Source organism: Pseudomonas sp. TH39(2020) (assembly GCF_016650715.1).
Classification (GTDB): Bacteria; Pseudomonadota; Gammaproteobacteria; order Pseudomonadales; family Pseudomonadaceae; genus Aquipseudomonas; species Aquipseudomonas mandelii_C.
Genome location: NZ_JAEKFF010000002.1, coordinates 108625 through 124116, shown reverse-complemented (window position 1 = coordinate 124116; position 15492 = coordinate 108625). Strand labels below are relative to the sequence as shown.

Sequence of the window (15492 nt, the reverse complement as noted above, 5' to 3'; positions counted from 1 at the left end):
CTGGCCAATGTACTCGATATGGGCAGGATGCTGAATGCCACACCGCTTTCGATCAACAGCTGAGCGGCAACCAAACCCATTTGGCGATTGAACTGTGCCAGGGGCAGTACGTGCTTTCACCGACCTCACTTGTGGATTCCGAGGGGCGCAAGCCGATGAGGGAACTCTCATCAGCGTAGTGAAGTTCAAGTCTGATCAACGCGGGTTAGTTCAACGCTATCGCGATACTCCGGCACCGACACCGACCAGCCTAATTCCAGGCTGATACGTCGACGCAGCACATCCGACGCATTGGGTTCTCCGTGTACCACATAGGTGTGTTTCGGCGGCCGCTTGAACCCGCGCAACCACTGAATGATTTCATCGGCATCAGCGTGTGCGGACAAGGTTTCCATCGGCACCACTTCGGCCCGAATCGGCACGTCTTTACCGTGGATACGCACCGATGGGGCACCGGCGATAATCTGCGCACCACGAGTGCCTCCTGCCTGGAAGCCCGGTACCAGCAGTGTATTCAAAGGATTGGGCGCCAGCGCTTTGAGGTGATGAAGCACCCGTCCGCCAGTCGCCATCCCGCTGGCGGCGATGATCACCGCCGGGGTACGTTGCTGATCCAGCTCGATTGAGTCTCGGGTCGAACGCACAAAGTGCGTGCCCTGGCACATGCCTTCGCATTCCTCCAGCGACAACCGGTGTTCACTGCGAAAGCGCTGGTACAGGCGCGTGACATCTGTCGCCATGGGGCTGTTGAGGTAGATCGGCAAGTCGGGAATGGCCCCTTTTTGTTTCAGCCGATACAAGTGATACATCAACAACTGCGCGCGCCCTACCGCGAATGAAGGCACCAGGATAATGCCATGGCGTAGCGCGGTGCGGGTGATGACCTCGGCCAGCTGTTCCTCCGGGGACTCGTCAGGATGCCGACGGTCGCCATAGGTCGACTCCACCAACAAGTAGTCGGTCTGCTCGATGGTTTCCGGGGCGAACATCAACGGATCGTTCGGCCGCCCCAAGTCACCTGAACACACCAGCGTGATCCCGTCGGCGACGACTTCCACTGTGGCGGCACCCAGAATATGCCCGGCACAGCGAAACATAATGCGCAGGTCCGGGACAATCTCGATCTGATGATGCAACTCCACCGGCCGCAACAACTTCAGCGCCCTCTGCGCATCTTGCTCGGTGTAGAGCGGCAGCGCCGGAGCGTGTTTGGAGAAGCCATGCCGGTTAGCAAATTCGGCTTCTTCTTCCTGCAAACGACCACTGTCGAGCAGCAGGATTTTCACCAGTTCACAGGTGGCAGGCGTGGCATACACCGGCCCGCGATAACCATTGCGCACCAGCACCGGCAGGTAGCCGCTGTGATCCAGATGGGCATGGGTCAGCACGATGGCGTGGAGGTCGCGAACGGGTAGCTGGAACGTATCCCAGTTGTGCAAGCGCAGTTGCTTATAGCCCTGGAACAGGCCGCAATCGATCAGCACATGGTGGTCGTGATGGTCCAGCAGGTACTTGCTGCCCGTGACCGTGCCCGCCGCACCGAGAAATGTCATTCGCATGGCCGTCTCCTTGAACATTCATGGGAGCGCTATTGATCGCTCCTTTTGGCGCAAGCGCCGTTGATTTTTATCAACAGCGGGTGCGACCGGGTCGTCGTTTCAGTCAAGCCAAGGCAATGGCTTGACGATCGTCAAGCTGCACGGGGCCCTGTTCAGTACGCTCTCGGCAGTACTGCCGATCAACCTGTCGATGCCGTGGTGATAGACCGTGCCCAGCACCACCATGTCGAATGCATTCTGTTGGGCGAAAAGTTCGATCACTTTGTGGGGAATGCCGGTCAGTAGATGTTGGCATTTCTTTTCGATGCCATAGCGTTCGACAAGTACCTCAAAGGCCTCCTCCTGGGCATCGTTGACCGCGTCTCTCAAACTGTTATCCAGACTCGGTGTCGGCACACTTCTCGTAGCGTCACCCATCACCGACCAGTTGTTGACGTTCAACACGTGCAAGGCGGCGCCACAGGAGGTCGCCAACGTTGAGGCCAGATCGAGAATCCGGTCATTGAGCCCCTGGGTCAGCTCCTCCAGATGGGACAGATCGATGGTCGCGAGAATCTTCAACGGTTTGGGATTTTTAGCTTCAGTCACCAGATGCAAGGGGGCCGGACAGTTGCGCAGCAACAGCCAGTCCAGAGGACGATGGAATGCGCGATCGAGTGCCGGTACGTGCTGGGTGTCCTTGATCACCAGATCCGCATGGAAGTCATTGACGTACTCAAGGATATTCGCCGGGGTGGACTTGGCCCAGACAACCTCGGTGGTTACCGGCGACCCGATGCATCGTTGAAACCGGGCTTGTTGCTCCAGCCAGTGTCGATGCACCTGCAAGTAGCCCTCCCGTGCCTGGGCCATCGCATCGTGATCAAACAGCCCGGCCACCGCCAGCGCCGGCACATAGTCGAACGCGACAATGTGCAATAAGGCTCCGGTGGCACAGGCCAGCGCATGCGCCCGGTCAAACGCCGGGGTGCGGGTCATTTCGGTGGGGGCAATCAATAGGATACGTTTAAGTTTCAACATCATAGACCTCGTCCTTGGAACGCGTTACCTGCCGGACTGCAAACCCGACTTCCTGTCAGGAGTTCGTACAATCGCTCATTACTTGCGAGTCGCCTTATTGGTCATCCGACTGGCGCGCACCTTCTCTTCATCGGCCGTGCGTAGCGCCTGACTGGCCGTTGCCTGCGCCTGTTCCGCCTTCATGTAGGCCTCATCGGCCCTGAGCCTCGCCGTTGCGGCATTGTTTTCGGCGGCCTCCAATCGGGCGTCAAATTCCTGAGTTTGCTTATGACTGCAACCGGCAGTCGCTGCCAACAAGACGCTCAGCAATACAAAGGACAGGCGCTTATTCATGACTTTTTCCCCTCGGTGTATCGCAACTGGAAAAGCTTCAGATAGTTGACCCAAGTATCTGACGCCCTCGCCTGCACACTCTGATATTTATCAACTAATGGCCCGCTGGCGATTAATGAGGAACTCACTGAAGCCTTGTTGATTTAGCTCAATGTCTTGGCGCCGTTCGGGCGTAAAAAAAACCAACCGGGCGCGTGCGACCCATCAATACCGCATCAAACAGAGGACACCGTCATGAGCGACTTGAGTCTACGTAAGACCATTTTGGAAGAGCTTGAATTCAAGCCTGAAATCGACGCTGCCCACATTGGCGTTGCCGTGGACAATGGCGTTGTCACCCTCTCTGGTCACGTCAACAGCTATGCACAGAAAGTCTGTGCAGAGCGCGCGGTAAAAGGCATCAAAGGGGTGCGCGCGGTGGCCGAAGAAATCCAGGTCAGGCTGGAGAAAGGCGCCGGCACAGCGGACGACACCATCGCGACCCGCGCCTTGAACATCATCAAATGGAGTGCCGACGTTCCCGACGGTGACATTAAAGTCATCGTGCAGAACGGGCGGATCACCCTTGAAGGCGAAGTGGACTGGCAGTACCAGAAAGAAGCCGCCGAGCGCGCCGTGCGCAAGTTGTCCGGCGTGGTCGGCGTGGACAATCGGCTCAGCCTCGTCCCTCGGGTGGACGTGGTCGATATCCAGCATCGCATTGAAGAAGCCCTCAAGCGCAACGCCGAAGTCGACGCCAAGGAGATTCACGTCAGGGTCGATGGGGATGTGGTGAGGCTGGAAGGCAAAGTTCATTTGTGGCGCGAGCGCCGTATAGCCGAACGGGCAGCCTGGTCGGTGCCAGGGGTGAGGGAGGTGGAGGATCGTTTGCTGCTTGCTTGAACCGATCACCCCCGGGAGCCTGCGATCTCCCCGGGTGACTCAAGGGCTGCCGGTTCGGCCCATGTTTCCTTTCTGAGCGAAGGCCATGAAAAAAAACCACCAATGGAACCTGTCCTACTTCGCGATCGCGTTTATCGTGCTCACCCTCGCTCAATTTCTGTTTATTGATCGTCGTGTCGTGCAGAGCATTCCATACAGTCAGTTTCTGCAACTGCTGAACGAGCAAAAGGTCAGCGATTTACGGGTCGAGAAGGATCAGATCAGCGGCAAACTGCAGGAGCCCATTGACGGGCACAACCTGTTCTCCACCGTGCGGGTCGATCCGGCGCTGGCGACGGATCTCGCTCAATCGGGTGTCGGCTTTACCGGGGTCAACGAAAACACCTTTTTGAATGGACTGCTGGGCTGGCTGCTGCCGTTTTTCCTGATCATGATGATCTGGCATTTTCTGTTTCGCACCATGGCGGAAAAACAAGGCATTGGCGGCTTGATGAACATCGGCAAGTCCCGGGCCAAGGTGTTCGTCCAGCGCGATACCGGGGTGACCTTCGCCGATGTCGCGGGTATCGATGAAGCCAAGACCGAACTGGTAGAAATCGTCTCTTTTCTCAAGGACAAGGCCAAATACGCACGCTTGGGGGCGCACATTCCCAAGGGCACGTTGTTGGTCGGACCGCCGGGAACCGGCAAAACCCTGGTGGCCAAAGCCATTGCGGGTGAAGCCGGTGTGCCGTTTTTCTCGATCTCGGGATCGGAATTTGTCGAAATGTTCGTTGGCGTGGGTGCCGCCCGTGTGCACGATTTGTTCGAGCAAGCGCGGCAGGCGGCGCCCTGCATCATCTTCATCGACGAACTGGATGCGCTGGGCAAAATGCGAGGCGTTGGCGCATTTGGCGGCAATGACGAAAAGGAGCAAACCCTCAACCAGTTACTGGCAGAGCTGGACGGATTCGATCCCCGTGAGGGCGTTGTATTACTGGCCGCGACCAATCGGCCAGAGATCCTCGACCCGGCGCTGCTGCGAGCCGGCCGGATCGACCGCCAGGTGCTGATTGATCGACCGGACCGTAAAGGCCGGCAAGCGATCCTCAAGGTTCATCTTCAAAAAATCACTGTGGAGCCGGATCTGGATGGCGAGCGTATTGCCGACATCACCACGGGCTTCACGGGCGCTGATCTGGCAAACCTGGTCAACGAAGCGGCGATCGTGGCCACTCGTCGTGGCGCCGAAGCGGTCAGCCTGAATGACTTCACGGCGGCAGTGGAACGTATCGTCGCGGGGGTTGAACGCAAGAGCAGCGTGCTACGCCCCGACGAGCGCCAGGTGGTGGCGTATCACGAAATGGGGCATGCCCTGGCCGCCAGTAGCCTGCCCGCCATGGACCCCGTCCACAAAGTCTCAATTGTGCCCCGCGCCATCGGCTCTCTGGGCTATACGCTGCAGCGACCGACCGAAGATCACTTCCTCATCAGTTGCCAAATGCTCAAGGACCGGATCGTGGTCCTGATGGCCGGACGCGCCGCCGAATACCTTGCTTATGGCCAGATTTCTACCGGGGCTGCCGATGACCTGGCCCGCGCCACTGATATCGCCCGACAATTGATCACCCGGTTTGGCATGAGTACCGAACTCGGACAGTCGGTGCTGGAGCGGCAAAGCGCGACCTATCTGGGCGAGCGTATGCAGGGCGTTGGCGAGAAAGACTATTCGGAACAAACGGCCAGGGAGGTTGACCTGGGTATTCGTGCCCTGCTCGATGAAGCCTATGGGCGGGCAAAGGCCCTGCTCGCCAGTCGCCGGGGAGATCTGGACGCTGGTGCACACCTGTTGGTGGAAAAAGAAACCCTGACGCCCGAAGAGTTTCCACCGCTCATGCCGATCAAACCCGCCCCGCCATCCACCCCACTGACCGTGACGCCACCCTGAGGAGCGTGTCTTGTTGTCACCCCTTAGTGCGGAACGCCGCGCATCCGCTACCGCCGGAGGTTCGCCATGCTGGCAGTCACCTTGATCAATACACTGGTGGTCATCATCGCCGTGGTGATCCACTACGAATGCCTGTTACGTCTGAACGATTGGCTGCCCCGGCTCAAGCTTTGGAGCCGGTTCAGGATTGTCGTCGGGGTGTTCGGCGCCCTGCTGGCCCACGCGTTAGAAGTCTGGTGCTTCGCGCTGGTCTATTACCTGATGGTGCGCGCCGGGGAATGGGGCAGCCTGACAGGCAACTTCGATGGTTCGCTGCTGGACTGCGTCTATTTTTCCTTCACGACCTACACGACGATCGGTTTCGGCGATATTACTCCCGTGGGCAATCTCAAGTACCTGACCGGCCTGCAAGCGCTGACTGGTCTGGTACTCATAACCTGGACGGCCTCGTTTCTATTTCTCGAAATGCAGAAATACTGGAAGAGCAAATAGCACGCGCAGGCATCGGACGCTCTCTGCCAGACCCGCCTGGCGGTCTGGCATAAACGGCCTGAGTCTCTTCAGACTCAGACCGCCAGGACGCTGCAAGGCACCTGATACAAAATATGCTCGGTTGTGCTGCCCAGAAGCTTGTCCACCCCATGGGATTGGACTTTGCCCATCACAATCACATCCACTTGATGATCGTGGGCGAACTCGCTCAGCGCCGTGACGGGGTTTCCTAAAATGAAATGTCGATGATCAGAGGCCACACCATACCGGCCGGCCAACTTGAGGAAAGACTTCTCCAGGTCTCGGCGCAGCGCTTTGGTGAGGTCAGCCAGCGTCAGACCGCCCATGTCCGCCAGAAAGGCGGCAGAAATATTGCAGGCGTACAGCAAATGCAACTCGGCATCACACTGCAGGGCGAGGCCGCTTGCTTGCTGGATGATTCGGTCATTCAGTTCGTCGTCGGGAGACTCGGCATCCGAGACTTCGACCGCCGCCACCACCTTGCGTGGCAAGACGAAGCCGCTCCCGCCCACCAGGTAAACCGGTATCGGGCAGTGACGCAGCAAATGCCAATCCAGAGGCGTGAAAAAGGCGCGCTTGAGCGCTGATTCATGCTGAACTTCCTTGATCAACAGGTCGGGCTGCATTTCCGAGACGTGATCAAGGATGTCTTGCTTCATGTCATCGGCCCAGGCCACCTCGGTGGTCACATCGAGCCCCCTGCCCCGCAGATTTTTTGCCTGGTCCTTCAGCCAGTCGTGATGGTCCTGCAGGTAAAGCTCCCGAGCCTTTTCCCGGTCGCCTTTTTCGAGCAGCGACAACATTTTCAACGAAGGAATCAAGGCGGCAATATGCAAACTCGCGCTGCTCGCCTTGGCCAGCGCTGCAGCATGATTGATTGCCTGGGAATGGCGCAGGGCCGGGTTGATGATCAGTAACAACCGTTGATACTGGCTCATGATCTGCCTCCAGTCAGGTGGGTCTTCGACGCCGGTTGCTGCCTGTTGCCGAGGCCAGCGGTGGCGCGCTCGCTGAATCAAGCACCAGCGTGGCTCCAGAGTCCTCCTCCGGCGCCTGCGTGCCCTTGATTTAAATCAGATCCCCCGCACACACCGGACCTCAGCCATCGGCCACGGGCGTCCACTGCCAGTTCAGCACCTCGGGCATGTCTTGCCCGTGTTCGATGAGGTAGAGCTTGTGTTTTTCCATCGTCGACCAGTATCGCGACCGCGCGTTTTGCAATTGATCATGCAGGCGGGGGACTCGCTCGATGACGTCCAGCGCCAGTTGATAACGGTCCAGGTTATTGATCACGGCCATGTCGAACGGCGTCGTGGTCGCGCCCTCCTCATTGAAGCCACGGACGTGGAAATTGTCATGATTGGTGCGTTTGTACAGCAGGCGGTGGATCAGCGCGGGGTACCCGTGGAAGGCGAAAATCACCGGTTTATCAACCGTGAACAGCTCATCAAACGCCGTGTCCGGTAAACCATGAGGATGCTGCAAGGACGGCTGCAGCACCATCAGGTCGACCACATTGATTACCCTGACGCGCAAATCCGGAACGTACTCGCGCAACAAGGTTACCGCCGCCAGGGTTTCCAGGGTCGGCACGTCACCGGCGCAGGCCATCACCACGTCCGGATCCTGATCATCCCGGCATGCCCAGTCCCAACGGCCGATCCCCGTCTGGCAATGCCGGACGGCCGCATCCATATCCAGCCACTGCCACTCCGGCTGTTTGCCGGCGACGATGACGTTGATGTAATCGCGGCTTCTCAGGCAGTGGTCAGCCACCGACAACAGGCAATTGGCATCGGGCGGCAGGTAGATCCGCACCACGTCCGACTTTTTATTCGCCACCAGATCGATGAACCCCGGGTCCTGATGGGAGAAACCGTTATGGTCCTGGCGCCAGACATGGGACGTCAGCAAATAATTGAGCGAAGCAACGGGCTTGCGCCACGGCACCTCGGCGGCGGTTTTCAGCCATTTGGCATGCTGATTGACCATCGAATCGACGATATGAATGAACGCCTCGTAACAGGACAACAAACCATGGCGACCCGTCAGCAAATAGCCTTCGAGCCAACCCTCGCACACCTGCTCGCTGAGGATCTCCATGACCCGGCCATCGACCGACAGGTTCACATCGTCTGGCTCCAGCGGCTCCATCCATACTTTGGCGCTAACCTCGTAGACCGCATCCAGTCGGTTCGAGGCCGTTTCATCCGGGCCGAACAGACGAAAGTTTTTCGCTAGCAGATTGTTTTTCATTACATCGCGCAAAAACGTACCCAGTACCCGCGTGGCCTCTGCGCGAAGGCTGCCAGGCACCTCGAGTTTCACCGCATAGTCGCTGAACCGCGGCAGGTCCAGCGCCCGCAACAACACGCCACCGTTGGCGTGGGGATTGGCGCTCATGCGCCGGTGGCCGGTCGGTGCCAGTGCAGCGATTTCGGGCAGCAAGGCGCCATTGGCATCAAACAGTTCACCGGGGCGGTAGCTGTTGAGCCACTCCTCCAGTTGCCGCAGATGAATCGGCTGCTGGAAATCGGCCAAGGGCACCTGATGCGCGCGCCAGGTGCCTTCGACGCGATGGTCATCGACGAATTTCGGGCCGGTCCAGCCTTTGGGTGTGCGCAACACCAACATGGGCCAAAGCGGCCGTTCTGGCGCTCCGGACTGCCGAGGCTGGCGCGCTTCGCGCTGAATCTCGCGGATTTTCAGCACTATCGTATCCAGCGTCCGGGCCAGGGCCTGGTGCACCTGCGCCGGATCATCGCCTTCAACAAAATACGGATCGTAGCCATAGCCATACATCAGCGCTGACAGTTCATCCTCACTGATTCTGGACAGCACCGTGGGGTTGGCGATTTTGTAGCCGTTGAGGTGCAGGATCGGCAACACAGCCCCGTCACGCGCAGGGTTGAGGAACTTGTTGGAGTGCCAACTGGCCGCCAGCGTACCGGTTTCGGCCTCGCCATCACCGATCACGCAGGCGACGATCAGGTCAGGGTTATCAAACGCGGCCCCATAGGCATGGGCCAGGCAATAGCCCAGTTCGCCACCTTCATGGATCGAGCCCGGAATCTGCGCCGACACATGGCTGGAGATCCCATATGGCCAGGAAAATTGTCGAAACAGGCGAACCAGACCGTTGGTGTTGCGTTCCACCGAGGGATAAAACTCGGTATACGTCCCTTCCAGATAAGTCTGTGCCACAACCGCTGGCCCACCATGACCGGGGCCGGCGACGAAGAGCATGTTCAAGTCGTACTGGTTGATCAGTCGATTGAGGTGCGTGTAGATCAGGTTAAGCCCCGGCGTCGTGCCCCAATGGCCCAGTAACCGCGGTTTGATGTGGGCCAGGGTCAGGGGCACCTTCAGCAAAGGGTTGTCTTTGAGGTAGATCTGCCCGACAGCCAGATAATTGGAAGCCCGCCAATAGGCATCCAGCCCTTCCAGTTGCTCATCACTCAGAAAATCGCTCATGAAGTTCTCCCCAACGGCCCGACCTACCGATAGTCATTCGTGGATTCTGGGAGTCTGAAACGCTCAAGACTTGATTTACATCAAGTCTCACCGCCGGCGATCAAGTTGAATGGCGTGGGACGCTATGAACATTGACCCGCAGGATGCGGGTTTTCCCCGTTCGTCGATTACCCCGGCAAACGCCCGAATGAGGTGCGTGCCCCAAAACCCACCATCTATGCTTAGAGCACCCCCCAGATGGCGTCCCCTCTCATGCCTGAAACTCGCCCCCTTCAAGTTCATTACCTCAAGGCCGCGTGCTCCAGCTGCAGTGTGTTGGAATTGTGCTTGCCGATTGGCCTGAGCGGCGCGGAAGTCGAGCGACTGGATACGCTGATCGTGCAACGCTTCAAGGTCAAGAAGGGTGCAGCGTTGTACCGCACGGGTGATCCATTGCGTTCGCTTTACGCGGTCCGTATCGGCTCATTCAAGACCAGCGTGCTGTCAGTCGATGGTCGTGAACAGGTCACGGGTTTTCACATACCCGGCGAGATGCTCGGTCTGGACGCCATCAGCGCCGATGAGCACGCCTGCAATGCGTTTGCCCTTGAGGACAGCGAAGTCTGCCCCATCCACTTTGCGCAACTGGAGAAACTCGCGCAAAGCCTGCCGTCGCTGCAACACAACCTTAACAGGCTCCTGAGCCGTGAAATCGTGCGTGATCACAGCATGTTGATGCTCATGGGCAATATGAACTCGGATGAGCGGCTGGCGGCTTTTCTGCTGAACCTGTCGCAACGTTTTAGTATCCGTGGCTATTCCTCCAGGGACTTCGTGCTGAAAATGCGTCGTGAAGAAATCGGCTCCTACCTGGGGCTGCGACTGGAAACCATCTGCCGGGGTATTGCGCACCTGCGGGATCAGGGACTGGTAGAAATATCGGGCCGAGACGTCAAAATCCAGAACATGGAAGGGCTCAAGCAGCTGGTCGCGGGCTGTCATCGCTCCCCACGCTGACACCCGCACGTCTGGAGAATCCTCATGCGTGCCATGGTTCTGCATATTCCCGGCCAGCCGTTGCAACGGGAAGAACGCCCCATCCCGACACCCGGCCCACACCAACTGCTAATCAAAGTCCTGGCTTGCGGCGTGTGCCGCACCGACCTGCACCTGGTGGACGGTGAGTTACCACAAGCGGTACTGCCGCGGGTGCCGGGGCATGAAATCGTCGGTGAAGTCACCGCAGTGGGCGCCGAAGTTACACCCGACTGGATCGGCCAGCGGGTGGGCGTTCCCTGGCTTGGCTGGACCTGCGGCCAGTGCGAGTTCTGCCGCTCGGGCCGGGAGAATCTGTGTGATCAAGCGCAGTTCACCGGTTGTCATCTGGACGGTGGTTACGCCGAGTACACCGTTGCCGACAGGCGTTTCTGTTTCCCTATTCCCGAGGTGCTCTCGGACATTCAAGCGGCACCGCTGCTATGTGCCGGGCTGATCGGCTTTCGGGCCCTGCAAATGGCCAAAGGCGCACGCCACCTGGGCCTTTATGGTTTTGGGGCCGCGGCACATTTGGCCATTCAGGTGGCGCGGGGCCGGGGGCAGCAGGTGTATGCCTTCACCCGACCGGATGACAACGAAGGCCAGGCCTATGCCCGATCACTGGGCGCCGAATGGGCCGGCCCTTCGGATCAGCCTCCGCCACACCTGCTCGATGCCAGCCTGATTTTCGCCCCCGTCGGCGCGCTGGTGCCGGCGGCGCTGGCCGTCACAGTCAAGGGCGGCTGTGTGATTTGCGCCGGTATTCACATGAGCGACATCCCCGCTTTTCCTTATCACCTGCTGTGGGGCGAGCGCAGCGTCCGTTCGGTGGCCAACCTGACCCGCGAAGACGGCACGAGGTTTTTTGAAGAGTTGCAGCACACTCCCGTGCACTGCGACATCACCCGTTTTGCTCTGGACGACGCCAATCAGGCACTGGCGTACTTGAGGGCCGGTCGGTTCAATGGCGCGATCGTGCTCACCCCCTGATACGCGACCTGACCGCCAGAATACTGCCCGGCACCGAATACAGCGCCCGTTCTGTGTTGCTGCCGATCAATCGGTCGATCCCCACCCGGTGCACGGTGCCCATCACCACCACATCGGCCAGGTATTGCTCGACAAACTCGCTGATCACCGGCACCGGCAGGCCCATGACAAAATGCCGACGCTCCGGTGGAACGCCGTAACGATCGGCCAGGGTGACGAAGGCCAGATGCAGGGATTCACGCAGCTCCTCAACGTAGTCCACGCTCCAGCCACCGCCGACCAGCGGCGCATCGCCATTGAAGGCTGGCGACAAGTCATAGGCGTAAAGCAGGTGCAGCGGCGCGTCGCATTGCAAGGCCAGTGCGTTGGCGTTCTGAATGATGGTGTCGTTCAGGCCACTGATTTGTGTCGACGGATCAAACGGGTCCACCGCGGCGACGACCCGGTGCGGCAAACCGTAACGGGCCTGATTGACCAGGTGCACGGGGATCTGGCATTCGCGTAGCAAGTGACAATCGAGCGGAGTGATGAACACCCGCTTGAGCACAGGCTCAAGGGTGACATCCTTGATCAGCAGGTCGGGCTTGAGATCTTCGACCGCGTTCAAAATGTCCAGCAGCGGATGGGTCGTGAAAACGACTTTGACCGTCACCTCCAGCCCCAGGCCGCTAAGCCGCTCGACCTCTTCGACCTCCCAGCGGCGATAGCGGCGCAGATAGCGCTGATACCCTGCGTCGTCGACTTTCTCTTCCCACATATGCACGATCGGCGCCGGTTCGACAAAGGCTCGCACATCCAGCACGGCCCCGCTCGCCTTGGCCAGCGCGACGGCACGCAGCAAGGCTGGGGACTGATGCAGGGTTTGGTCGGCGATCAGCAACAAACGTTGATATTGACCCATCACACACCTCGACTCGACACCGGTCGCTAAACGCCGGAAGTTTCAAGATGCGCTTGTTGCCCACTCCCCCAGGTTGATTTACATCAAACACGCGCAAATGAATGCCCACATTACGTCTCTCTGATCCAGATCAGATTCTGGCGGTGCCGGCGGCGTAAAAAGGAATGAACCGCGGGGCTCATCACCCTGTGCCAACTTTTCAAACCGGATGGAGGATCACCCCATGCTCACTGTCAAAGACCACAATGATCGTGCCGCTGCCGCCTACGCCGCGGTCACCGGACAACACTGGATTGAAGCGCTCAAGGATGGTCGTCACGTGCTGATCCGGCCGCTGGCGGAAAAAGACCGCGAGCGTGAATACGCTTTTATCAAACGCCTGTCACCCGAGTCCCGGCACATGCGTTTTCTTGCACAGATCAACGAGCCCGGCGCCGCCATGCTCAATCAGTTGATGGACACTGATAACAAACAGCGCATGGCCTATATCGCGCTGGTCCACGAAAACGGCCAGTTGATCGAGATCGGCGTCAGCCGCTATGCGGCCACGGGCGAGCATGAATGTGAATGCGCCGTGACAGTCGCCGATGAATGGGCGCATCTGGGGCTGGGTACATTACTGATGGAGCATTTGATCAAGGCCGCTCGCAAAAACAACTTTCGACAGATGTATTCGGTGGACGCCTCCAGCAATGCACCGATGCGCGACCTGGCCAAATCCCTGGGTTTCGAGACGCACAATGATCCCGATGACAGCCGTCAGGTCATTCATCGTCTTTCCCTGTAAAAAATCGCCCCGCGATGTGCCGGCCAACGGTTCATTGCGGGGCGATTCAAGTTCTCAGGATTGCAGAATCTTGCCTGGTTTTATCGCCAGCACACTGCACGGCGCCCGATGCAGGAGTTGTTCGGCGGTGGTCCCCAGTAGCTTGTTCAACCCCTTGTGCTGCACCGTTCCCATTACGATGACATCGGTGCGATGGTCTGCGGCAAATTCACAAATACTCGACACCGATGCGCCCTCGATGAAGTGCCGACATTCCGGTGGCACGCCGTGACGCTCTGCCAGGGCCGCAAATGCGTCGCGCTGAGCCACGCCCAACGCTTCATAAATCCCGGTGGCCAGCGGCAGCGCACCAAATCCGATGTCCTGCGCATACACGGCCGTCCAGTCAAAGGCATGCAACAGCTCAAGCCGAGCGTCACACTGTTCAGCCAGTTTCGTCGCGGCGTCGATAATCTGGTCGTTGAACACGTGGTCCTGATCTTCACTGCGCAGCACATCGATGATGGCCAGCACATTGCGTGGTCGTGGGTTGAGGGCATTGGTCACCAGATGCACTGGCACCGGGCAATCGCGCAGCAACTGCCAGTCCAGCGGCGTAAAAAACACCCGTTTCAATGCCGATTCTTCCTGGGCATCCTTGATGATCAGCGTCAGCGGCATCTCATTGACGAAGTGCAGAATCTCCTCGTAGGGGTGCTGTACCCACACCACCTCGCTGGTGACCTCGACCCCGTGTTTGCTCATCAGCCCGGCTTGCTCCGCGAGCCACTGCCGATGGGTTTGCAAATACCCGTCCCGGGCCAGGCTGATTTGTTCAGGGGCGAACAGGCCGGCTACCGCCAGGGCCTGCAAATAATCGAACGCCACGATGTGCAACGGCAATTGCATGGCGAGCGCCAGCGCGGCAGCGCGGTCGAACGCGGGCGTGCGGGTCATGGCTGGGGGGGCTATTAACAGTAAACGCTGAGTCTGCGACATGGGACACCTCGGCACGCAGCCATCTGGATGAAGTGAACAGGCATCCAGATTGAGGCGTTCCTGCCGGAGGCGACTTGATCTTTATCAGAAACGACGTCCCGTTTGACCCTGATTACGGCAGATAAGGTTGATCTTGATCAACAGATTCCCTCCTCCATCGCCCTAGCCTGAATCAAGGCTTAACGCGTCAATGGCAATGTCGGAGGGGCAATGATCGAATATGACCAGCAGTTGTTGGTAAGAGCATTGGATGCTGCGACAAATCCGGTATTGATCACAGAGCGGACGGGGTGCATCGTCTGGATCAATAAAGCGTTCTGCCTCTTGAGTGGCTATACCAAACCGGAACTGGTGGGGAAAACCCCGCACCTGCTCTCCTCGGGAAGACAAAGTACTACTTTCTATCGGGACCTATGGCTGACGCTCCTGGCGGGCCTGACCTGGCAGGGAGAAATGGTCGAGCGACGCAAGGATGGCGGTAGCTGTATCGTCAATCAGGTCATCACCCCCGTGCTCGATCATCAAGGCGTGGTGACGCACTTCATCGCCATCTTGCACAATTTCAAATTGATGGATGACGAGCGCGCCAACATGCAGCAGCTGGCGTTCCATGACACCCTGACCGGGTTACCTAACCGCAGGTTGTTTCTGAATCTGCTCGATCAGGCGATTGACCACGCCACGAAACATCAACAGTCGTTGGCGTTGATGTTTATCGATCTGGATCGCTTCAAGTCGGTCAACGACACGTTGGGGCACGCCTGTGGAGACAAGCTGCTGGTAGCGGTGGCCGAACGCTTGGGCCGGTCCGTGCGCAGATCCGACGTTGTCTCTCGTTTAAGCGGGGACGAGTTCGCGATTCTGATCACGTGCATGGATCAAGTCGGCCAGCTTGAGGCCTTGGCCCATAAACTCATCGTCGCCATCAATCAGCCCTTCATGATCGAGGCACAGAGTATCGAAATGCGCATAAGCGTCGGTATCAGCCTGTTTCCCGCTGATGGAGTCAGCGCCGAAGACTTGCTCGGGCAAGCTGACGGCGCGATGTACCAGGCAAAAAAAGCCGGTGGCAATACCTGCCGTTTCAGCCTGCTGACGCCACCCTCTGATTGAG

At 58.6% G+C, this 15492-nt stretch carries 14 protein-coding genes; 7 read left to right on the top strand and 7 right to left on the bottom strand.

Annotation, left to right across the window (positions count from 1 at the left end; genetic code table 11):
- Window positions 1-185 precede the first annotated feature (185 nt).
- The 3 genes from JFU47_RS00605 to JFU47_RS00595 form a co-directional block, all read right to left on the bottom strand.
- The gene (locus JFU47_RS00605; RefSeq protein WP_242485024.1) at window positions 186-1559 is read right to left on the bottom strand and encodes an MBL fold metallo-hydrolase RNA specificity domain-containing protein; all 1374 of its coding nucleotides are present in this window, start codon (window positions 1557-1559) and stop codon (window positions 186-188) included.
- Between the two features lie 99 nt (window positions 1560-1658).
- On the bottom strand, window positions 1659-2579 hold the full coding sequence (locus tag JFU47_RS00600) for a universal stress protein (protein WP_201180512.1): 921 nt from the start codon (window positions 2577-2579) through the stop codon (window positions 1659-1661).
- A 78-nt stretch (window positions 2580-2657) separates the two neighbouring features.
- Window positions 2658-2912, bottom strand: coding sequence for an Lpp/OprI family alanine-zipper lipoprotein (locus JFU47_RS00595; protein ID WP_201180186.1), 255 nt, complete (start codon window positions 2910-2912; stop codon window positions 2658-2660).
- A 234-nt stretch (window positions 2913-3146) separates the two neighbouring features.
- Between JFU47_RS00595 and JFU47_RS00590 the strand changes: the two genes are divergently transcribed.
- From JFU47_RS00590 to JFU47_RS00580, 3 genes are all read left to right on the top strand, one after another.
- Complete coding sequence (locus JFU47_RS00590) at window positions 3147-3794, top strand: BON domain-containing protein (protein ID WP_201180185.1); 648 nt, start codon at window positions 3147-3149, stop codon at window positions 3792-3794.
- 85 nt (window positions 3795-3879) lie between these two features.
- The gene (ftsH, locus tag JFU47_RS00585) at window positions 3880-5721 is read left to right on the top strand and encodes an ATP-dependent zinc metalloprotease FtsH (RefSeq protein ID WP_201180184.1); all 1842 of its coding nucleotides are present in this window, start codon (window positions 3880-3882) and stop codon (window positions 5719-5721) included.
- A 66-nt stretch (window positions 5722-5787) separates the two neighbouring features.
- Complete coding sequence (locus JFU47_RS00580) at window positions 5788-6213, top strand: potassium channel family protein (protein ID WP_123365967.1); 426 nt, start codon at window positions 5788-5790, stop codon at window positions 6211-6213.
- Between the two features lie 74 nt (window positions 6214-6287).
- Here the strand turns inward: JFU47_RS00580 and JFU47_RS00575 are convergent, their stop codons facing one another.
- Together JFU47_RS00575 and JFU47_RS00570 are read right to left on the bottom strand one after the other, a co-directional pair.
- A complete protein-coding gene (locus JFU47_RS00575) occupies window positions 6288-7172 on the bottom strand; it encodes a universal stress protein (protein WP_201180183.1) in 885 nt (294 codons plus the stop codon).
- 160 nt (window positions 7173-7332) lie between these two features.
- Complete coding sequence (locus JFU47_RS00570; protein ID WP_201180182.1) at window positions 7333-9708, bottom strand: phosphoketolase family protein; 2376 nt, start codon at window positions 9706-9708, stop codon at window positions 7333-7335.
- A 252-nt stretch (window positions 9709-9960) separates the two neighbouring features.
- On the opposite strand from JFU47_RS00570, the gene fnr reads away from it, so the two are divergent.
- Window positions 9961-10704, top strand: coding sequence for a fumarate/nitrate reduction transcriptional regulator Fnr (gene fnr, locus JFU47_RS00565; RefSeq protein WP_201180181.1), 744 nt, complete (start codon window positions 9961-9963; stop codon window positions 10702-10704).
- Window positions 10705-10728: 24 nt separating this feature from the next.
- A complete protein-coding gene (locus tag JFU47_RS00560) occupies window positions 10729-11712 on the top strand; it encodes a zinc-dependent alcohol dehydrogenase family protein (protein WP_201180180.1) in 984 nt (327 codons plus the stop codon).
- Here the strand turns inward: JFU47_RS00560 and JFU47_RS00555 are convergent.
- Window positions 11702-12613 carry a universal stress protein gene (locus JFU47_RS00555; RefSeq protein ID WP_201180179.1) on the bottom strand — a complete coding sequence of 304 codons (912 nt, stop codon included), beginning with the start codon at window positions 12611-12613 and terminating at the stop codon, window positions 11702-11704. The two genes, JFU47_RS00560 and JFU47_RS00555, sit on opposite strands and share 11 nt — an antisense overlap.
- A 223-nt stretch (window positions 12614-12836) precedes the next feature.
- On the opposite strand from JFU47_RS00555, the gene JFU47_RS00550 reads away from it, so the two are divergent.
- Window positions 12837-13400 (top strand): GNAT family N-acetyltransferase, encoded by a 564-nt coding sequence (locus tag JFU47_RS00550; protein WP_201180178.1) that lies wholly within the window; start codon window positions 12837-12839, stop codon window positions 13398-13400.
- Between the two features lie 54 nt (window positions 13401-13454).
- Here JFU47_RS00550 and JFU47_RS00545 read toward each other — a convergent pair whose 3' ends face one another.
- Window positions 13455-14378 carry a universal stress protein gene (locus JFU47_RS00545; protein ID WP_201180177.1) on the bottom strand — a complete coding sequence of 308 codons (924 nt, stop codon included), beginning with the start codon at window positions 14376-14378 and terminating at the stop codon, window positions 13455-13457.
- Between the two features lie 210 nt (window positions 14379-14588).
- Here JFU47_RS00545 and JFU47_RS00540 point away from each other — a divergent pair, with 210 nt between their 5' ends.
- Entirely contained in the window at window positions 14589-15491 is a 903-nt protein-coding gene (locus tag JFU47_RS00540; RefSeq protein WP_201180176.1) for a GGDEF domain-containing protein, read from the top strand.
- The last annotated feature ends 1 nt before the right edge of the window (window position 15492 follow it).

What these genes read in the sequence shown, in the direction of transcription:
- ftsH (WP_201180184.1), top strand. Translation starts at nt 3,880, where the DNA reads ATGAAAAAAAACCACCAATGGAACCTGTCCTACTTCGCGATCGCGTTT.
- JFU47_RS00555 (WP_201180179.1), bottom strand. Translation starts at nt 12,613, where the DNA reads ATGGGTCAATATCAACGTTTGTTGCTGATCGCCGACCAAACCCTGCAT.
- JFU47_RS00595 (WP_201180186.1), bottom strand. Translation starts at nt 2,912, where the DNA reads ATGAATAAGCGCCTGTCCTTTGTATTGCTGAGCGTCTTGTTGGCAGCG.
- JFU47_RS00590 (WP_201180185.1), top strand. Translation starts at nt 3,147, where the DNA reads ATGAGCGACTTGAGTCTACGTAAGACCATTTTGGAAGAGCTTGAATTC.
- fnr (WP_201180181.1), top strand. Translation starts at nt 9,961, where the DNA reads ATGCCTGAAACTCGCCCCCTTCAAGTTCATTACCTCAAGGCCGCGTGC.
- JFU47_RS00575 (WP_201180183.1), bottom strand. Translation starts at nt 7,172, where the DNA reads ATGAGCCAGTATCAACGGTTGTTACTGATCATCAACCCGGCCCTGCGC.
- JFU47_RS00550 (WP_201180178.1), top strand. Translation starts at nt 12,837, where the DNA reads ATGCTCACTGTCAAAGACCACAATGATCGTGCCGCTGCCGCCTACGCC.
- JFU47_RS00545 (WP_201180177.1), bottom strand. Translation starts at nt 14,378, where the DNA reads ATGTCGCAGACTCAGCGTTTACTGTTAATAGCCCCCCCAGCCATGACC.
- JFU47_RS00580 (WP_123365967.1), top strand. Translation starts at nt 5,788, where the DNA reads ATGCTGGCAGTCACCTTGATCAATACACTGGTGGTCATCATCGCCGTG.
- JFU47_RS00600 (WP_201180512.1), bottom strand. Translation starts at nt 2,579, where the DNA reads ATGTTGAAACTTAAACGTATCCTATTGATTGCCCCCACCGAAATGACC.
- JFU47_RS00560 (WP_201180180.1), top strand. Translation starts at nt 10,729, where the DNA reads ATGCGTGCCATGGTTCTGCATATTCCCGGCCAGCCGTTGCAACGGGAA.
- JFU47_RS00540 (WP_201180176.1), top strand. Translation starts at nt 14,589, where the DNA reads ATGATCGAATATGACCAGCAGTTGTTGGTAAGAGCATTGGATGCTGCG.
- JFU47_RS00570 (WP_201180182.1), bottom strand. Translation starts at nt 9,708, where the DNA reads ATGAGCGATTTTCTGAGTGATGAGCAACTGGAAGGGCTGGATGCCTAT.
- JFU47_RS00605 (WP_242485024.1), bottom strand. Translation starts at nt 1,559, where the DNA reads ATGCGAATGACATTTCTCGGTGCGGCGGGCACGGTCACGGGCAGCAAG.